The following is an 18,721-nucleotide window of genomic DNA, read 5'->3' as shown; positions in this document are numbered from 1 at the left end:
CGCACGCACCGGACGACCCGGCCTGATCCGACGCCCATGGTCAGACAGGCCCTAGAAGCGACCCGCCGCGAGGTCGGCCCGGGCCGCCTCGATCCGGTGCAGCCCCAACGGGTACGGCAGGGCGGCCGCCGCCTCCCGGGCGGCGGCGAAGGCGCCCTCCGAGCGGGCCGTCTCGCCCGTCGCGCCGAGCGCCAGTGCCAGGACGGTCGTCGCCTCCACCGCGATCAGCCGCCGGCCCGCCTCCTCCGCGCGCGCCGCCTCCCGTTCCATCAGGGGCACGGCCTCCGCCGCCCGGCCCGCGAGGACCAGCACCCAGGCGCGCAGCGACGCGGCCCTCGCCGCCGGGGCCGAACGCTCCACGTCGGCGAGGGCCGCCGCCGGGGAACCCGCCCGCATGAGCAGCTCGGAGCGGGCCAGCAGCACCTCGGCGAGGGCCTGCCGGTCCCCGGTCCACAGCGCCACCGCCTCGCCCCGGGCCAGCAGCTCCCGCGCCTCCCCGGGAGCGTCGGCCGCGCGGAGCCGGGCCAGCGCCGCGCACGCGTACGGCTGGACGCGGTGGGCCTGCTCGCGGGCGAGCCGCTCCGCCGCCCGGGCCGGCTCCTCGGCCTCGTCGGGCCGGCCCATCAGGAGGTGGAGCTCCGCCAGGTTGGTCCGCTCGAACGCCTGCGCCTCGGGGCTGCCCGTGCGGTCGGCCAGCCGTGCCGCCGCCTCCCCGAAGCCGAGCGCCTCGGCCAGCCGCCCCGACCGGCGGTGGTTCTCCCGCAGCACCGACAGGACCACCGCCTCCACCCCCGGGGCCTCGCCCTCGGAGGCGTGCGCGAGCGCCTTCCGCGCGGTCTCCTCGGACTCGGTGAGCCGGTCCGCCAGTCCCAGCGCGGTGGCCTGCTGCACCAGGGCCCGGGCCCTGGCCCGCGCGCCCGCCCGCCCGGGCAGCCCGGCGGCGGCCCGCGCCGACTCCTCCGCGGGTGCCACCGCCTCGGCCGCCCGGCCCGCCACGGAGAGCCGCACCGACCGGGCCAGCCAGTGCGCGGCCGTCGCCGCCGGGGCCGTACGGGGGCCCGGCGGGCAGGCGTCCAGCACCCGGCCGGCCTCGGCGCCCTCGCCCGCGTGGATCAGCGTCTCGGCCAGTCGCGCGGCGATCGACACCGCAGTGTCGGGCGCGTCCGCCCGCCGGGCCGCGTCGAGCGCCGCCCGCAGCACGGCGGCCGCCTCCGCGTGCCGGGACATCCGGTGCAGCACCGTCCCGTGGTCCAGGCCCGCCTCCGCGGCCTCGGCGGGGGAGCCGGCGAGCAGCGGGAGCAGCCGCCGGTAGTACGCGTCGGCGGCCTCGTTGGCGTACAGCTCGGCCGCCCGCTCCGCCGCCCGCCGCAGCTGCCCGGCCGCCCTCGGGTCCTCGGCCCGCCACAGGTGACCGGCGAGCGCGTCGACGTCGTCGGGCCGGTGGCGCAGCAGCGCCTCGCTCCAGGCCGTGTGGAGGCGGCGGGCCCGCAGCCCGCCGAGCAGGCCGTAGCAGGTGCGCCGGATCAGCGGGTGCCGGAAGGCGAGTCCGGTCGTGGGCCGGCCGCCGACGACGATCCGCTGCTCGGTCAGGAGCGCGGCGGCGACGGCCTCCTCCAGCGCGGCGCTCGCCGCCGCGTCCGTCAGCGGCGGGTGCAGCCCCTCGCGGGCCACCGCCAGCACCTCCGTCAGCGGGGCCGTGCCTGCGGCGGCGGCCACCACCTCGGCCATCCGCCGGGCGTCGGCGCCGAGCCGGCCGAGCCGCCGCCCCACCAGGTGCCGCACTCCGGCGGGCGGCTCGACGGGCGACTCGCCGTCCGGGTCCGTGCCGGGGGACGTCTCCGGGTCCGCCGCCCGTTCCGGGGCGCTCGCCAGCTCGACCGCGAAGAGCGGGTTGCCGAGCGACAGGCTCCACACGGCCTCCAGCCGCTCCGCCCCGGCGGGGCGGCGGCCGAGACCGGCCAGCGTGGCGCGGACCAGGGCGTCGGAGTCCTCCCGGGCCAGGCGGGGCACCGCGATCCGGCGGGCCAGACCGGCGTCCACCAGGTCGTCGAGCCGTGTGGCGTGGTCCCCGGGGAAGGGCTCGTCGTCGCGGCAGGTCACCAGGAAGCGCCAGGGCGGCCGGTCGGACCCGGCGGCCCGTCGGGCGAGCCGCGCCAGCAGGTGGAAGGTCCCCGGGTCGGCGGCGTGCAGGTCGTCCAGGACGATCACCACGCCACCGGCGCCGTCGTCCCGCCCGAGCGCGCCCAGCAGCCGCTCCACGCCCTGGAAGAGCCGCAGCCGCTCGGCGTACGCGCCCTCGGCGCCGAGCGCCCCGAGCGGTCCCGCCGGTCGCGCGGCGGGCGGCGGCGCGACGGACGGCAGGCGCAACGCCGAGAGCAGCGGCGCCAGTTCGGGGCAGGTGGCCGCCCAGTGTGCCCGCTCGACGGCCGGCCGGCCGGAGAGCCAGTCGTCCAGCGCCTCCACGAACGGTCCGTACGGCGTCGGCCCCTCCGCGTCGTGCGTGGCCCCCCAGAGCACGACCGCGCCCCGCTCGGCCAGCCGCCGGGCCGCGTGCCCCACGAGCCGCGTCTTGCCGAGCCCGGCCTCGCCGCCGACCAGGACCACCGGGTGCTCCCCCTCGCCGGTCAGCTCCGTGAGCAACGCGTCCCGCCCGTACAGGGGTTCGCGGGCGGCGGCGAGCGCGGCCGCCGGCAGGAGGGGGGCCGCCGCCCGCGCCCGGGCGGCCTCAGGGCCTGGCGGTCCGACCGCGAGCCCCCGGAGCCGTTCGGTCTCCGCCGAGGGCGCGATGCCGAGCTCCTCGGCGAGGGCGTCCCTGCACAGCTCGTACTGCCGCACCACCTGCGCGCGCAGCCCCTGTCCCAGGCACGCCGACATCAGCAGCTGGTGGGCCCGCTCCTCCGCCGGCGAGACGGCGAGCGCCAGCCGCGCGGTGTCGGCCGCCGTGCCGTACTCCTCGCGTCCCAGGCGCAGTCCGGCCAGGTCGAGCAGGAGCCGCAGCCGCAGTCCCGCGAGCCGGTCCCGCCGTGGCGCCGCCCATTCGGTGTACCGGTCCTCGGGGAGGAACTCGCCCGCGTGTGAGGTGAGCGCGGCCTCCAGGGCCTCCTCGGACCCGTCCGCCAGCGCCGCCAGCGACCGTGCCTCGGTCTCGTCGGCGTCCACCGCCACCCGCTCGGGATGGAGGGCGAGCAGCGCCCCCTCGGACAGCAGGTACGAGGAGGCGGCGCGCGGCGCGAGCTCCGGCTCCAGCGCGCGCCGGGCCGCGTGCAGCGCCACCCGCAGGTTGTTGGTGGCGGCGCCGGGGGCCGCGTCGGGCCAGCAGACCTCCTGGATCTGCTCCCGGTGCAGCCGGTGCCCGGGGGCGACGGCGAGCAGTCTCACCAGGATCTGCGCGCCCGGCCGCGACCAGCGGCGGGGCAGCGGCGGCCCGCCGTCCCGCTCGGCCCGGAAGCCCCCGAACAGGCGCAGCCGGACCAGCGGTGCCGTGGTCCGGCCCCCGCCGGGGACATCGTTGTCTTCTGGTGCCGCGCTGCTCATCGGGGCGCCACTCTAGCCGGAGCCCCGCCGGGCGCCGTCGCCGGTGGCGCGCGTCAGCGACCGCGCGTGCCGTGCCGTCCGGTGCCCTCGCGTCCGGTCGCCTCCCGCCGGGTCTCCTCGATCCCCGCGACCTCGCGCCGGAAGGCGTCCACGTAGGGCGCGGAGGCGCGGTGGGGCAGGCTGGGGAAGGGGACCCAGCGGGGGCGGCCGGTGGCACGGTGGAGCCGGACGCGGTGGGCGGACTGCGAGCGGGCGTACTTCACCTCGGTCGTGACTTCGGTGATGTCGGCCCAGCGGTAGTACCGGCGGCCCAGGGGTCGCCAGGAGCGGATGCCGTCCTCGTCGATCACGGTGCGGGCGAACGCCTCGTTGAGGAGGAAGGGTGCGATCGCCAGCCAGGCGATGCCGAGCGCGTCGGGGAAGCCGGCGTAGTGACCGGTGAGGGTGCGGACGAGCGAGACGGCGCCCCAGCAGGTGACCGCGGCGGTGAAGACGAGCGTCTTCCGCAGCTCTTCGTTCCGGTACACCCGTGACGCCCGCACTTCTCCACTCCTGTCCCTTTGTGTCGTGAATAGCCGATTCTAGAAGGGGTGGCGCGGGAGGCTCCGGCCGGGGTGGCGGCGGTCCGGTGGATCATGGACTTGCGGCGGCGCGGGGCGTCGCCCACAATGGTTGAATCTGAAACTAAAACGAGGAGGGGTCGGAGATGGGCGACACGAAGGTCGAGATCCTCACGCCCCGGGACGTGCCCCTGGGCGGCCCGCGCGCCATGACCGTACGCCGCACGCTGCCGCAGCGGGCCCGCACCCTGATCGGCGCCTGGTGCTTCGCCGACCACTACGGCCCCGACCCGGTCGCCGCGTCCGGCGGCATGGACGTCGCCCCCCACCCGCACATCGGGCTCCAGACCGTGAGCTGGCTCTTCAGCGGGGAGATCGAGCACCGCGACAGCCTCGGCAGCCACGCCGCCGTCCGCCCCGGCGAGATCAACCTCATGACCGGCGGCCACGGCATCGCCCACTCCGAGGTCTCCACCCCCGACACCGCCGTGCTGCACGGCGTCCAGCTCTGGGTCGCCCTCCCCGACGCCCACCGCGACACCCCGCGCGCCTTCGCCCACCACGCGCCCCGCCCGGTCCGCGTCGACGGCGCCGAACTCCGCGTCTTCCTCGGCACCCTGGCCGGCGACACCTCCCCGGTGGAGACCTTCACGCCCCTCCTCGGCGCCGAACTCCTCCTCGACCCCGGCGCCACCGTGACCCTCGCCGTCGACCCGGAGTTCGAGCACGGCCTCCTCGTCGACGAGGGCGACCTCACCCTCGACGGCACCGCGCTCCGGCCCGCCGAACTCGGCTACACCGCCCCGGGCCGCGCCGCCCTCACCCTCGTCAACACCTCCTCCGCCCGCGCCCGCGCCGTCCTCCTCGGCGGCCCGCCCTTCGGGGAGGAGATCGTCATGTGGTGGAACTTCATCGCCCGCACCGACGCCGAGATCCGGCAGGCGCGGGAGGACTGGGCGCGCGGCTCCGACCGCTTCGGCGAGGTCACGGGCTACCCCGGCGACCGCCTCCCGGCCCCCGAACTCCCCACCACCCCGCTCCGGCCCCGCCGGAACGCGCGCTGAGCACGCCCCCTCGCCCGCCGGACGCGCCGAACCGGCGCCACCACCCCACATGGTGACGCCGGCTCGGGCGACGCGCGTTCAGCGGGAGGGCGTCACCTCCCGGTCCAGGCGTTGCGGATCGACAGCGTCGACGCGTTGCCCTGGCGGTCCGTGACCTCGGCGGCGAGCGAGATCCCGGCGCCCTTCGCCGGGTTCCGCACGGTCACCCGGCCGCCGACGACCGGCACGGCCTGCCAGCTCTTGCCCTCGTCGTAACTGACCTTGACCGTCAGCGACTTGAGATTACGGCCGGCCGCCGCCCCCTGCACCGTCACCGGCACCGAGACCCACGCGCGCTCCGGGGTGCTCGTGGCCAGGTCGACCGGCGCCGCGAAGCGGACCGTGGACACCGGCAGCGCCGTGGTGGCCGCGACCTCCTTCGAGCGGAACGTGAAGGAGGTGTCGATCCGGGTGGACGCCCCGGCGACGGCCGCGGGCCGCTCCGCCGAGGTCACCAGGCGGTACTCGGCGTCGCCGCCGCTCACCGCGAAGGGCTGCGAACCGCTCAGCGGGTCGTCGTTCGCCGCGACCCGCACGCCGTCGCGGTACAGCGTCGTCGTCGCCGAGGAGTACAGCGAGGTGCCCACGTGGCCCGCGCCGTCGGCGAGCAGCGGCACGGCGCCGACGAGCTGCTGCTCGCCCGTCGCCGGGTCCGGCGCGGTGCGGAAGACGCCCATGCCCTCGCCCAGGAGCGGGCCGAACACGCCGGCGTTGAACCGCTCGCCGTACGTCCGTCCCGCCTCGTACCGCTTCGGCCGGAGCATCTCCAGGCTGCCCTCGAAGGCCGGGTAGCCCCACTCGTCGAGCGCGCCGAGCTGGTTGAAGCGGGTCAGCCACGAGACGCCGTCGGCCGTCGACACGTGGAAGGTGCGGGTGCCCGGCGTGGCCTGCGGCGCCGAGAAGCCGTTGCCCTCCGGGGCCCCCGGCAGGTGCGCGTAGGGGGAGGCGAGCGCGGTCTTGCCGGCGGCGGAGGCGCCGAGGCCGACCTTCAGGGTGGCCAGCTCGTCGGCCTCCACGTGCCGGGTGTAGCCGGTCGCGACCCGGTCCACCGGCCCGCCGAAGGCCACCGAGTACTGGCTGTTCGCGGCGTCGTCGAGGAAGTGGGCGTCCCACGTCTGCAGCATCGAGCCGTCGGTCACGGCCGGTCCCTGGTGGGCGGTGCGGAAGCCGGTGAGGCCCCGCAGCACCCAGCCGTTGCCGACCCGCCCGATCTCGGTGTCGACCTCGTAGTACGTGCCCGCGTAGTCCGCCCGGTCGATCCCCGGCACGGTCAGCTCCACGGGCCGCGTGGTGCGCGCGTCGACGGTGACGGTCGTGTCGGCGGAGACGTCCAGCTTCGGCTGGGCGATCCAGTCGGTGCCCTTCGTGTAGTCCGAGGGGTCCTCGTAGACGGCCGTGTTGAGCGTGTACGAGCCCTTGGGCACCCGGAGCGTGTGGCTGCCCGGCTCGTTGTCGACGCGCGCCTGGTGGCCGGCGGCCGGTCCGGCCACGCCGGTCAGCGTGTTGGCGAAGTTGACGGCGTCGTTCCCGTCGCGGCCCAGGGTCCTGACCGTGAGGTCGTACGACTCCGCCTCCCGCACGGCCACGGCGGCGGCGCGGACCGCGCCGCCCGCGCCGGTGGCGGTGACGTAGCCGGAGTAGGTGCCGTCGGCCTCGCCGATCCTGGTGTCGGCGACGAGGTCGACCGAGGCCGTCCCGCCCGCGGGCACCGTCACGCGCGGGGTGCCGAGCGCGAAGAAGCCCGCCGGGGCCGGCTTGCCCGCCGGGTCGAGACCCGCCACCGACAGGTCGAGGGTGACGTCGGCCGTGCCGAGGTTGCGGTAGACGAGCTGCCGCGTGACCGGCTCGTCGTCGGCGTGCGGCCAGAGCGCCGTGCCGAAGTTCAGCGACCCGGACTCGGCGACGACGGTCTGCTCCAGCGCCCGGTCGACCTGGATCCGGCCCGTGCCCTGCTGGAAGGCGGTGAGGCCGTCGCCGCCCTTCGTCGACCCGGTCAGCGCGCCCTTGAGTTCGGCCGCCTTCCACAGCGGGTGCCGCTGCTTGAGGATCGCGGCCGCGCCCGCCACGTGCGGGGTGGCCATGGAGGTGCCGTCCAGCTGGAGGTAGCCGGGTGCCGGGTGCGGGGTGCCGGGGCGGGTGTCGATCGCGCTGCCGGCGGCGGCCGCCGCCGTGACGGCGACACCGGGGGCGGTCACGTCCGGCTTGACGCCTCCGTCGCCGACCCGCGGGCCGGTGCTGGAGAAGGGCGCGAGCCGGTCCTCGTGGTCGACGGCGCCGACGGTGAGCGCGGCGTCCGCGCTGCCGGGCGAGCCGACCGTGGAGGGGCCCGCCTCGCCCTCGTTGCCCGCGGCGACGGCGAAGAGGACCCCCTTCTCGGCGGAGATCCGGTCGATCGCCGCCTCCAGCGGGTCGACGCCGGGGCTGTCGGCGCTGCCCAGGCTGAGGTTGACGACGTCGGCGCCCTCGGCGGCCGCCCACTCCATGCCCGCGAGGACGGCGGAGTCGTCTCCGTAGCCGTCGTCGTCGAGGACCTTCCCGCTGATCACCTTGGCGCCGGGCGCGACCCCCTTGTACCGGCCGCCCGACCGGGCGCCGGTGCCGGCGGCGATGGACGCGACGTGGGTGCCGTGGCCGACGCGGTCCACCGCGTCGGGGGAGGAGGAGAAGTTCTTCTCCCCGACGACCTGGGTCCTGAGGTCCTCGTGGGTCGCGTCGACGCCGGTGTCGAGGACGGCGATCTTCACGCCCGTGCCGTCGTAGCCGGCCTGCCACGCCTTGTCGGCGCCGATCTGCGGGACGCCGCGGTCCAGGCGCGCCGCGCGCACCCCGTCCAGCCACACCTTCCCGATGCCGGTGGCGGCGGTCCGCGCGCCGTCCCGCCGCCGGTCGGTGAGCGCCTCCCAGACCCGGGCCAGGTCGTCCGGGGAGGCGAGGAGCGCGTCGGCGCCGAGTACGGGGAAGCTCCGCAGCACCTCGGTGTCGCCGGCCGTCCGGACCCGGGTCCGCGCGGCGGCGGCCCCGCCCTCGTACTGCACGATCAGCCGGAGCCCGGCGCGGTGGGCGGCTCGCAGCCTCGGGTCGGTGAGGACGCCGAGGTCGAAGAGCCGCTGGTCCAGGCGGCCTTCGGTGATCAGGCGCTGGGCGTCGCCGGGGACGACCAGGGTGCTGTCGCCGGTGCGGCGCACCTCGACGGGTATGTGCTCGCGGCCCGCGGCGGCCTCGAAGCGGACCATGCGGCCCGCGCCGTCCACCACCACGTGGTCGCCGGTGACGAGCGGGATCCGCGCGTCGCCGCCGGTGCGCCGGATGCCGGGCCCGGTCGCCTTCGGGTTCTTCGAACTCCGCTGGTTCTTCGCTTCGTCGTGGTTCTTCGCCGGGTCGGCGGCGTGCGGGACGTCCGCCGTGATCGCCGTGGCCGGGCCGGTCATGCCCGCCACCAGGGCCACCGATGTGGCCGCCGCGATCGTCAGGGCGCGTGCTCTCTGCACGTGTGCGCGCAAGTCTCCCCCAGGAGCTTGGGATGAGGTCGAGTGGTCGAATCCGGCCAGCGGCGCGAGAGGCGCCCGCTGTCGGTCAGCGCAGTATGTGAGGTCACCGGGGTGTGATCAACGGCGGTCCGGCGGCGCGGGGCGTGAGCGCATGGTTTCCGGCCATGCCGCGCGGCGCGAGTGCGATGGGGTGACGACGGGGATGTGACGGGTCCGTGACACCCGTGCGATGCCTGTGCGACAGCGGCGTCCGGTGGGGCGGCGGAAGCCCAGGCGGCGCACGCCTTTCGCCGGCCGGCCGCCCCGCGACCGGAGCCGCTCTCTCCGATTGGCTGTAACCGGGCCTCGAAGGTCCGGTCCTGTCCGCGCCGTTGACGGCCCCGCGCCCCGCCCACAAGGATGTCCACCGCCCGCCTTGGGAGCGCTCCCATCGCGATGTGTCCCACCGACCCCCTGAGGAGCCCGGACGTGAACCGACGCAGAACCACCCTGCTGTCCCTGACCGCCCTGCTGGCGGCGGGGCTGACCGCGGTGCCCGCCGGGCCGGCCGGCGCGGACGAGGTGGAACAGGTGCGGAACGGCGGCTTCGACGCCGGTACCGAGTCCTGGTGGACGAGCGGCGTCACCGCCGGGACCGACGGCGGCGGGCTCTGCGCCGACGTGCCCGGAGGCACCGCGAACCGCTGGGACGCCGCGATCGGCCAGAACGACCTGACGCTGGCCCAGGGCGAGTCGTACCGCGTCTCCTTCCGCGCCACCGGCACCCCCGCGGGCCACTCCGTCCGCGCCGTCGTCGGCCTCCAGGTCGCGCCGTACGACGCGTACCACGAGGTCGTGCCGCAGCTCAGCGTCTCCGGCGACACCTACACGTACACCTTCGCCTCCCCGGTCGACACCACCCAGGGCCAGGTCGCCTTCCAGCTCGGCGGCGCCGCCGACCCCTGGCGGTTCTGCCTCGACGACGTGTCCCTGCTGGGCGGAGTCGAGCCGGAGAAGTACGAACCCGACACCGGGCCCCGCGTCCGCGTCAACCAGGTCGCCTACCTGCCCCGCGGCCCCAAGAACGCCACCCTCGTCACCGAGGCCGTCACCCCGCTGCCCTGGCAGCTCAAGGACGCGGCCGGCACCGTCGTCGCCCGCGGCCGGACCGTCCCGCGCGGCGTCGACCCCTCCTCCGGGCAGAACGTCCACACGATCGACTTCGGCGCGCACCGCAGGCCCGGCACCGGCCTCACCCTCGTCGCCGACGGCCAGACCAGCCGTCCCTTCGACATCGGCACCGCCGCGTACGAGCGACTGCGCCTGGACGCGGCGAAGTTCTACTACACCCAGCGCAGCGGCACCCCCATCCGCGACGACCTCCGCCCCGGCTACGGCCGCGCCGCCGGCCACGTCGGCGTCGCCCCCAACCAGGGCGACACCCGGGTGCCGTGCCAACCGGGCGTCTGCGACTACGCCCTGGACGTCTCCGGCGGCTGGTACGACGCCGGCGACCACGGCAAGTACGTCGTCAACGGCGGCATCTCCGTCTGGCAGCTCCTCAGCACCTACGAACGCGCCCGGCACGCCCGCACCGGTCGCCCCGAGGCCCTCGGCGACGGCACCCTGGCCCTCCCGGAGAGCGGCAACGGCGTCCCCGACATCCTCGACGAGGCCCGCTGGGAGCTGGACTTCCTCCTCAGGATGCAGGTCCCGGACGGCGAACCCCTCGCCGGCATGGCCCACCACAAGATCCACGACGAGCAGTGGACCGGCCTGCCCCTGCTGCCCGCCGACGACCCCCAGAAGCGCGAACTCCACCCGCCGACCACCGCCGCCACCCTCAACCTCGCCGCGACCGCCGCCCAGGCGGCCCGCCTCTACGAGGAGTACGACCCCGCCTTCGCCGCCACCGCGCTCACCGCCGCCCGCAAGGCGTGGGCCGCCGCCCTCGCCCACCCCGACGTCCTCGCCTCGGAGAGCGACGGCGTCGGCGGCGGCACCTACGCCGACCGGAACGTCGCCGACGAGTTCTACTGGGCCGCCGCCGAGCTCTACCTCACCACCGGCGCGCAGGAGTTCGAGGAATTCGTCCTCACCTCGCCGCTGCACACCGCCGACCCCTTCGGAGCCATCGGCTTCGACTGGGCGAGCACGGCCGTCCCCGCCCGCCTCGACCTCGCCACCGTCCCCAGCCGCCTCCCCGGCCGCGACCGGGTCCGCCGCTCGGTCCGCGCCGGCGCCGACCGCTACCTCGCCACCCTGAAGGCCCACCCCTACGGCATCCCGTACGCCCCCGAGGGCCAGAAGTACGACTGGGGCTCCACCCACCAGATCCTCAACAACGCCGTCGTCCTGGCGACCGCGTACGACCTCACCGGCAGCGCCGCGTACCGCGACGGAGCCCTCCAGACCATGGACTACGTCCTCGGCCGCAACGCCCTGAACCTCTCCTACGTCACCGGCTACGGCGAGGTCGCCGCCCACAACCAGCACAGCCGCTGGTACGCCCGCCAGCTCGACCCCCGGCTGCCCGCGCCGCCCGCCGGCTCGCTCTCCGGCGGCCCCAACTCCAGCATCCAGGACCCGCTCGCCCAGGCCAGACTCCAGGGCTGCACCGGCCAGTTCTGCTACATCGACGACATCCAGTCCTGGTCCACCAACGAACTCACCGTCAACTGGAACGCCGCTCTGACCTGGATGGCGTCCTTCGTCGCCGACCAGCGCTGAGCCCGGCCCCGCCGGCCCCCTACCCGGCCGCCCGCCGCGCGCGGAAGGCGCGCCGGTAGGCGGCCGGCGTGGTCCGCAGGGCCTCGTGGAAGCGGCGCCGGAGGTTGACCGCCGAGGAGAGGCCGACGCGGTGGGCGATGGTCTCCACCGGCAGGTCCGTCTCCTCCAGCAGGGCCCGGGTCGCCGCGATCCGCCGATCGAGCAGCCAGCGCCCCGGACTGATGCCCAGCTGCTCGGTGAACCGCCGGGTCAGCGTCCGCGCCGACACCCCCGAGCGGGCCGCCATGTCGCCGACGCCGACCGGCTCGTGGAGCCGCTCGCCCAGCCACTCCAGGAGAGGCGCCAGCGAATCGGTGACCGGCGCGGCCGCGGGCAGCTCGGCGTACTGGAGCTGGCAGCCCTCCCGGTGCGGCGGCATCACCATCCGCCGGGCGATCCGCGTCGCGTACGCGGAGCCCTGGTCGGCGCTCACCAGGTGCAGACAGAGGTCCACCCCGGCCGCCGCGCCCGCGCTGGTCGCCACGTCGCCGTGGTCCACGTACAGCACCGCCGGATCGACCCGGACCCGGGGGAAACGGGACGCCAGCTCGGCGGAGCGCGCCCAGTGCGTGGCGGCCCGCCGGCCGTCGAGGAGTCCCGCCGCGGCGAGCACGAAGGCGCCCGCGCAGAGGCCCACGACCCGCGCCCCCCGGGCGTGCGCCCGGCGCACCGCCTCGACCACGTCCGGCGGCACCTCGGCCCCGGGCGGCCCCGTCCAGCCGGGCACCAGCACGGTGTCCGCGCGCTCCAGCGCGTCGAGGCCCGGGCCGACGAGCATGTCGTAGCCGGCGTCGGTGCGGACCGGCCCGGGTTCCTCGGCGCAGACCTCGAAGGCGTACCGGACCGGGACCGCCGGACCGTGGTCCCCGAACACCTCGCTCGCGCAGGCCAGCGTGAAGACCGGCTGCGGCGGCCGCACGAGGGCCACGACCCGGTGCGGCGCGGGGGAGTGCGGCGGCGGACGGAGCGTCATGGCGCGAAAGTACCCCATCGTGTCGGTCCGGACACTGGGGCGGCCGAAAGGTCCGGTCCAGCATCGGTGGGGTGAACACCGACCCGTCGCCCACGCGACCGACGACCGATCCCTCCCGCCCGCCGGCGGACGGGCGCGAGCGGTCCGAGCGCGCCCCCGCCGTCCCCCGGAAGGGCCCGTCCCCGCTGTGGGACCGCCGCTTCGCCCTCTACTTCACCGCCCGTTCGGTGTCGCTGTTCGGCGACGCGATGATGCCCGTGGCCGCCGCGCTCGCCGTCGGCGCGCTGTACGGGGTCTCCGGGGTCGGGCTCGTCCTCGGCGTCTGGACCGGGACGTTCGTCCTCCTGGTCCTCTTCGGCGGCGTCCTCGCCGACCGCTTCGGCGCCCGCCGGATGATGGTCGGCGCGGACCTCGTGCGGGTGGCCACCCAGGGCGTGCTGGCGGTGGCGTTCTTCGCCGGACGGCCCCCGTTCTGGCTCCTCGTGACGATGGCGGCGCTGGCCGGCGCGGCGGTCGCGATGTTCCTCCCCGGCGTGAACGGCATGGTCCCGCTCGTCGCCCGCGACCCGCAGCGGGCCAACGCCACCCTCAAGGTCGCCGACGCGCTCGCCCACCTCCTCGGCCCCGCGGTGGCCGGCCTGCTCATCGTGGTGGCGAACGCCGGCACGGTCTACGCCCTCGACGCCGCCACCTTCCTCCTGAGCGCCCTCTGCCTCGCCCTCCTCCGCCTGCCCCGCCGGGCGCCCGACCCGGCGCCGCGCACCGCCGGATCGCTCCGCCGCGATCTGCGCCAGGGCTGGCGGGAGTTCCGTGCCCGGACCTGGATGTGGTCGGTGATCCTCATCTGGATCGGGTACGGCGTCCTGGTCTTCGGCCCCCTCGTCCCCCTCGCCTCGGCGCTGATCGGCGCCCGCCTCGGCCCCGACGCCTACGGCCTCGCCGTCTCCGCGCTCGGCGCGGGCACGGTCCTCGGCGGCCTCGTCGCCCTCCGGCTCCGCCCCGCCCGCCCCCTGGCCGCCGGCGCCACGGCGCTCACCCTCTACACCGCCCTGCCGCTGAGCGTGGCCCTCGACGCCGATCTGCCGGTCCTCCTCGCGGCCCACGCCACGGCCGGCGGCGCCCTCGCCTTCTGGTCCGTCATGTGGGCCACCACCGTCCAGACCCACACACCGCCCGGCGTCCTCAACCGCGTCACCGCCTACGAACTGGCGGGCTCGGTCTCCGGCATCGCCCTGGGGCAGGTCCTGGCCGGCCCCGCGACCGCGCTGACCGCCCCCGGCCACTTCCTCCTCCTCTCCGCCCTGACCTGCCTCGTCGCCACGGCGGCGCTCCTCGCCGTCCCCGCGATCCGCACCCTTCCCCGCACGGCCCCGGCACCCGAAACCCCCCTCCCACCTGCGGATACCGCCGAGTAGGGTGGGGCGGGCCGGACGCCCACAGTCCGGCGAGCCGTGCCCGAGCGAGCGTGAGAGGCCCCCATGAGCGAGCAGACCGCCGTCCCCGTCCCCGTCGTCCGCCGCGTCGACGAGCGGCACCGGTACGAGATCCTCGTCGACGGAGCGCGGGCCGGGCTGACCGCCTACCGCGACCGCGACGACCGGCGGGTGTTCTTCCACACCGAGATCGACGACGCCTACGCGGGCCAGGGCCTCGCCGGCGTCCTCGTGGAGCACGCCCTGACGGACGTCCGGGCCTCGGGGATGCGGATCGTGCCCGTCTGCCCCTACGTCGCCAAGTTCCTCAAGAAGCACGAGGAGTTCGCGGACATCACCGACCCGGTGACCCCCGAGGTCCTCCAGTGGCTGGACGCCGCCCTCGGTCGCTAGACCCCCGGCGGGCAGGCCACGAGCAGCGGGAGGAAGGGCGCGGAGGCGGCCGCCGAGGCGAGGGCCGAGCGCAGCGCGGGGTGCGGGGCCCGGCGGGGGCCGAGGATGCGCTTCATCCGGAGCACCGCCGGGGACGGCCCGGCCGCGCCGAAGGCGCCCCGCGGCGTCCGGCCCCCGGCCAGCTCGTACATGGCGGTGGCGAGCACCGCGTCCGGGTGGCGGCGCAGCGCCCGGTCGTCGGCGCTCATCTCCAGGAGCAGGGCGACCTGGTCGCGGACGTGCCGGGCGAGCGGCAGCCGGCGGAACAGCGCGCCGAAGCCCTCGGCCGCGGCGAGCGGCAGGTGGTGGCGGCCGGCGACGTGGGCCCGCTCGTGCTCGACGACCGCGTCGAGCTGACGGGCGCTCAGCAGCCGGACGGCGGCGTCGCTGACGACGATCCGGGCGCGCAGCCCCGGCAGGCAGTACGCGCCGGGCGTGGCGTGCGGGAGGACGGTGACCCGCAGCCGGGGGCAGCGGACGCCCACCTTGTCGAGCCGGTCGCGGTGGCGGGCGCGCCGCAGCCCGGCCCGGAGCAGCCGGTGGGCGACGGCCCCCGCCCAGGCGCCGAGCACGACGGCCGGCAGGGCGACGGCCGGGGCGTCGGTGGTGCCGGGGTCCGGGACGGCCGGACCGGAGCCGACCCCGCAGGAGTGCAGCAGGCCCACGAGCCCCGCGTGCAGGTGCTCGGCGGGGGAGGCGAGCTGTGCGGCGGCGAGCGCCACCGCCAGGACGAAGGTGACGGTGAGGGCGAGCCAGACGGTCACCCCGAGCGCGGGCGCCCGGTGCGGCCAGGCGCTGCGCAGCAGGACCCGCGGGGCGGTGACGCCCACCAGGGCCGCGTAACCGAGCAGCGCGGGGGCGGCGTTCACCCGTCGGTCCGGCGCTCGGCCTCGTGGAGCGCGGTGCGCAGCGCGTCGAGTTCGTCGGCGTCGAGGTTCTCCACGAAGCGGGCGAGCGCGGCCGTGCGGTCCTCGCTGGCGCCGAGGCCGTCCTCCATGAGCGCGGCGGCGTACGCCTCGCGGGTGGCGGCGGCGCGGTAGAGCCAGATCCGTCCCTCGCGGGTGCGGGTCAGGTGCCCCTTGTGGAAGAGGATGCCGGTGACCGTGGTCACCGTGGTGTAGGCGACGGAGCGGTGGCGGTTGATGTCGTCGACGACCTCGCGGACGGTGGCGGGGCGTCCCCACCGCCAGAAGCGGTCCATGATCTCCGCTTCCAGCTCCCCGAGCCGACGCATGCGTCCCCGTCCTCTCCGCCGATCCCGGTCCCGCGCGGGGTCCGGGCCCTGATCCCGCGACCGGCCTCATCGTAGTCGGGCCGGTCGCGGCGGCCGGGCCACCCCGTGGGGGCGGCCCGGCGTCAGGCGCGGCCGAGGTGGTCGCAGCCGGTGTCCTCGACGGTCTCCGCGACCGTCGGGATCCCGGCTCAGACCCCGCCGGGTCCCGGGATCGCCAGCGCGCGGGCGTTCCGCTCCCACCCGGACCACAGGTCGCCGTCCCCGCAGTAGACGCAGTCGGGGCCGAAGAAGAAGCCGCGCGCGTTCTCGTCGCCCATGAGCCAGAACCGCAGCCACGCCGTGGTCGGGGCGCGGAAGTCCCCGCCGTCCCCGATGGACGACAGGTGGCCGGCGCCCCGCACCTCGCCGTACACGGCGGGCAGGTGGCTCGAATCGCGGTACAGCGCCTTCACCAGCGCCGGCCACACCGTCAGGTCGCGCTGTCCGGCCAGGTAGAACATCGGCACGTCGGTGAGGTCGGGGTCGGTCAGCGGGCCCGGCTGGATCGGCACGGCCGTGTCCACGCGCGCGTCGATCGCCGCGTTCACCGCCGCCGCCCCGCCCTGCGAGTGCCCGGCCGAGCCGATGTGCTCCAGGTCGACCCTGCCGAAGTACTCGCTGCCCGGATCGGCGTTCCGCCGCTCCAGCACGTCGATGCCCGCGCGCATGCTGATCGCGAAGTTCGACGTGGGCGTGTTGGCCGCGGCGACGATGATGCCGTGGCTCGCCCAGTGCCGCAGCAGCGAGCTGTAGATCCCGGGCACGGCCCCCGTGCCGTTCCCCCAGATCACCACCGGGTGCCGCTCGCCCGACGCCCCCATCGAGCGCGGGTGGTAGAAGGTGTGCACCGCCTCGATGTCGACGTCCACCTCGTACGGTCCGGGCGCGCCCCACGCGGTGCCCACCGACGGGATGCCGCCGGTCGTCGCCGTCGCGGCGGGGTCCGCCGTCGCGGCCGGTGCCGTGGCGAACGCCAGCAGCGCGGCGAGCAGCAGACCGACCGACAGGCGGCTCTTTCTCCCTGGCATGGGAACTCCTCCGTGAGTCCGGACGGTCGCGCGTCCTCGCGACCGTGGCCAGGGACATGGTGGAGCGGCCCGGCCCGCGTGTCTGTGCCCGAGGGCCCAGTCCTGCGCGGGCCGGTCTGTGCAACTGCCCAGTCCGGCGCCGGATCAGTCACCCTCCGGGGCGGCGGCCCGCGCCCGCAGGGTCAGCACCGTGTACAGCCCGCCCGCCGCCACCAGCCCCACCAGCCACCCGAAGTCGTCGAGCGCCGAGAGGAAGGGGAGCGCCGGGCCGTTCGCCCCCAGGCCGCTGTTCTCCCCGGACGAGCCGCCCACCGCCAGCACCCCGCCCACCAGGAAGGACACGACGGCCCGCCAGTTCCAGCCGCCCGCGTACCAGTACGGCCCGCCGCGCCGGTACAGGTCCGCCGGCCGCAGCCGGGTCCGGCGGACGATCCAGTACTCCGCGACGAGGATCCCGGACACCGTGCCGAAGAAGCCCTCGGCCAGGTCCGCCCAGACCAGCGCCTGGTAGTCACTGCTGCTCCGCGACCACCACACCACCGCCGAACCCGCCAGGGCGGCGATCACCGCGGCGCCCCGGAAGCCGATCCGGGACGGCGCGGTGCTCGACAGGTCGTACGCGGCCGACACCAGGTTCATGCCGAGGTTGCCGCACAGCGTGGCGACGATCAGCATCACGGCGGCGACCAGGGCGCCGCCGGGCATCCCGTCCAGGGCGTGCTGGGTGAGCGAACCGGCGTACCCGTCCGCCGAGTACCCGGACCCGGACATCAGCGCCATCGTGTACAGCGACATCCCCGTCATCACCACCGGGAGCAGCACCCCGACGCCCAGCCGGACCCCCGACCGCCGCCCCTCCTCCCCGCCCCGGCCGGACCCGCCCAGGTGCACCAGGTCGGGCACGGTCAGACCGACGGCCGCGAACAGGGCCGTCGCGGAGGCCAGCGCCGGGGCGGCCTCCAGCCAGAAGTCCGCTCCCCAGCCGACCGGCCGGGCCGGCTCGGGCAGCATCGGCCCCCGGGCGTGCGTGAACACCCAGAGGAACGCCACCACCAGGCCCGCGATCAGCACCGGCGCGGCCAGGTCGGCGAACCGGCGCAGCCCGCGCGGCCCCTTGGTGATGATCCACAGCTGGAGTCCCAGGAACACCAGGTACGCGGGGCTGAGGAAGTCGGAGCCGCCGAGCGTCCCCAGCTCCAGGTCCCCGGTCAGCAGCGTGATCCCCTGGACCCCGAGATCGGCCTGGAAGCCGAACCACACGCACGCCGACGCGAACCGCAGCAGGGCGGGCAGCGCCGCCCCCCGGATGCCGAAGGCGCTGCGCGCGAAGACCGCGAACGGCACTCCGTACCGGTCCCCGGCGTGCTCGACCAGGAACGACGGCAGCAGGACGAGGACCTGCGCGACACCGCAGACCAACAGCGTCTGCGGCCAGCTGAACCGGTCCGCCCCCGGCATGCCGGAGAGCATCAGGGCGGCCAGCGTCCAGGACACGCACACCCAGACGGCCGCGAAGTCCCACCAGCGCCAGCGGAACTCACCCGTCTCGGCGGGCAGCAGGTCCGCGTTCGCGTACCTCCGGTCCGGCGCCCCGTCCGCGTACGGATCCGAGACCGCGCTCACCGCGCCCCCCGCTCCCGGGCATGCCGCTTCCCCACGAGTCCCCCGTTCCCCCGCCTCCCCGACGGGCCCCCTTGCGGCCATCGTCCCATGAACTCCCGCATGAAGAACGGAAGTTGCGTGGAGCGAGGCAGGTGACGGGGAGTGTCCGGGAGGCCGGGGGACCGGGTTGACGCCCCGCGTTGACTTGTGTGACGACAGGGGCGGGTTGTCAAGGCGGGGCCACCGTGGTCGACGTGACCGGAATGCGTGCCGTCCGATCGTGGCCCCGGACCGACCCGAGGCCCCCACCGGCCCGCATGCCGTCACCCCTCCGCGGCGCGTGGCGGAAAGCCACCGGGAGCGCGGGTAAACCAGGCCCGAAACAAGATCACTGCATCGAGGGAATGCCCCTCGGCTCTCCGGGCGGGGTGTGCTGACGGACCGTTACTGTTCCCCGGGTCTGGACGGATGGCCAGACCACCTCCCTCCATTCCTCCTCTTCGACCGGTCCGGCATGCCGCCGTGCCCGGTCACCCCCTCGCTAAGG

Annotated in this window: 12 protein-coding genes; 4 read left to right on the top strand and 8 right to left on the bottom strand. The window is 76.1% G+C overall.

Annotation, left to right across the window (positions count from 1 at the left end):
* Positions 1 to 51: 51 nt before the first annotated feature.
* A complete protein-coding gene (locus IE321_RS20820; protein WP_190224074.1) occupies positions 52 to 3,534 on the bottom strand; it encodes an ATP-binding protein in 3,483 nt (1,160 codons plus the stop codon).
* Positions 3,535 to 3,587: 53 nt separating this feature from the next.
* Positions 3,588 to 4,061: a PH domain-containing protein gene (locus IE321_RS20815; RefSeq protein WP_190224073.1), complete on the bottom strand. Its 474-nt coding sequence runs from the start codon at positions 4,059 to 4,061 to the stop codon at positions 3,588 to 3,590.
* A 179-nt stretch (positions 4,062 to 4,240) separates the two neighbouring features.
* Here IE321_RS20815 and IE321_RS20810 point away from each other — a divergent pair, with 179 nt between their 5' ends.
* Positions 4,241 to 5,158, top strand: coding sequence for a pirin family protein (locus IE321_RS20810; protein WP_190224072.1), 918 nt, complete (start codon positions 4,241 to 4,243; stop codon positions 5,156 to 5,158).
* 92 nt (positions 5,159 to 5,250) lie between these two features.
* On the opposite strand, the gene IE321_RS20805 is transcribed toward IE321_RS20810, so the two are convergent.
* On the bottom strand, positions 5,251 to 8,685 hold the full coding sequence (locus tag IE321_RS20805; RefSeq protein ID WP_190224071.1) for a S8 family peptidase: 3,435 nt from the start codon (positions 8,683 to 8,685) through the stop codon (positions 5,251 to 5,253).
* A gap of 468 nt (positions 8,686 to 9,153) precedes the next feature.
* Between IE321_RS20805 and IE321_RS20800 the strand changes: the two genes are divergently transcribed.
* The gene (locus IE321_RS20800) at positions 9,154 to 11,394 is read left to right on the top strand and encodes a glycoside hydrolase family 9 protein (protein ID WP_190224070.1); all 2,241 of its coding nucleotides are present in this window, start codon (positions 9,154 to 9,156) and stop codon (positions 11,392 to 11,394) included.
* 19 nt (positions 11,395 to 11,413) lie between these two features.
* Here the strand turns inward: IE321_RS20800 and IE321_RS20795 are convergent, their stop codons facing one another.
* A complete protein-coding gene (locus IE321_RS20795; protein ID WP_043227921.1) occupies positions 11,414 to 12,406 on the bottom strand; it encodes a helix-turn-helix domain-containing protein in 993 nt (330 codons plus the stop codon).
* A 71-nt stretch (positions 12,407 to 12,477) separates the two neighbouring features.
* Here IE321_RS20795 and IE321_RS20790 point away from each other — a divergent pair, with 71 nt between their 5' ends.
* Both IE321_RS20790 and IE321_RS20785 read left to right on the top strand, forming a co-directional pair.
* On the top strand, positions 12,478 to 13,821 hold the full coding sequence (locus tag IE321_RS20790) for an MFS transporter (RefSeq protein ID WP_190224069.1): 1,344 nt from the start codon (positions 12,478 to 12,480) through the stop codon (positions 13,819 to 13,821).
* Between the two features lie 63 nt (positions 13,822 to 13,884).
* Positions 13,885 to 14,232, top strand: coding sequence for a GNAT family N-acetyltransferase (locus tag IE321_RS20785; protein WP_190224068.1), 348 nt, complete (start codon positions 13,885 to 13,887; stop codon positions 14,230 to 14,232).
* Here IE321_RS20785 and IE321_RS20780 read toward each other — a convergent pair.
* From IE321_RS20780 to IE321_RS20765, 4 genes are all read right to left on the bottom strand, one after another.
* Positions 14,229 to 15,140 (bottom strand): M56 family metallopeptidase, encoded by a 912-nt coding sequence (locus IE321_RS20780; protein WP_190224067.1) that lies wholly within the window; start codon positions 15,138 to 15,140, stop codon positions 14,229 to 14,231. The two genes, IE321_RS20785 and IE321_RS20780, sit on opposite strands and share 4 nt — an antisense overlap.
* A complete protein-coding gene (locus tag IE321_RS20775; protein ID WP_043227924.1) occupies positions 15,137 to 15,505 on the bottom strand; it encodes a BlaI/MecI/CopY family transcriptional regulator in 369 nt (122 codons plus the stop codon). Before IE321_RS20775 ends, IE321_RS20780 begins: the two co-directional genes overlap by 4 nt.
* A 188-nt stretch (positions 15,506 to 15,693) precedes the next feature.
* A complete protein-coding gene (locus IE321_RS20770) occupies positions 15,694 to 16,572 on the bottom strand; it encodes a poly(ethylene terephthalate) hydrolase family protein (protein WP_190224066.1) in 879 nt (292 codons plus the stop codon).
* 144 nt (positions 16,573 to 16,716) lie between these two features.
* The gene (locus tag IE321_RS20765) at positions 16,717 to 18,195 is read right to left on the bottom strand and encodes a cytosine permease (RefSeq protein WP_190224065.1); all 1,479 of its coding nucleotides are present in this window, start codon (positions 18,193 to 18,195) and stop codon (positions 16,717 to 16,719) included.
* Positions 18,196 to 18,721 lie beyond the last annotated feature (526 nt).

Source organism: Streptomyces hydrogenans (genome assembly GCF_014656075.1).
GTDB classification, from domain to species: domain Bacteria; phylum Actinomycetota; class Actinomycetes; order Streptomycetales; family Streptomycetaceae; genus Streptomyces; species Streptomyces hydrogenans.
Note: the sequence above shows the minus strand (reverse complement) of the source record. Positions and strands in the feature narration are given on the sequence as shown.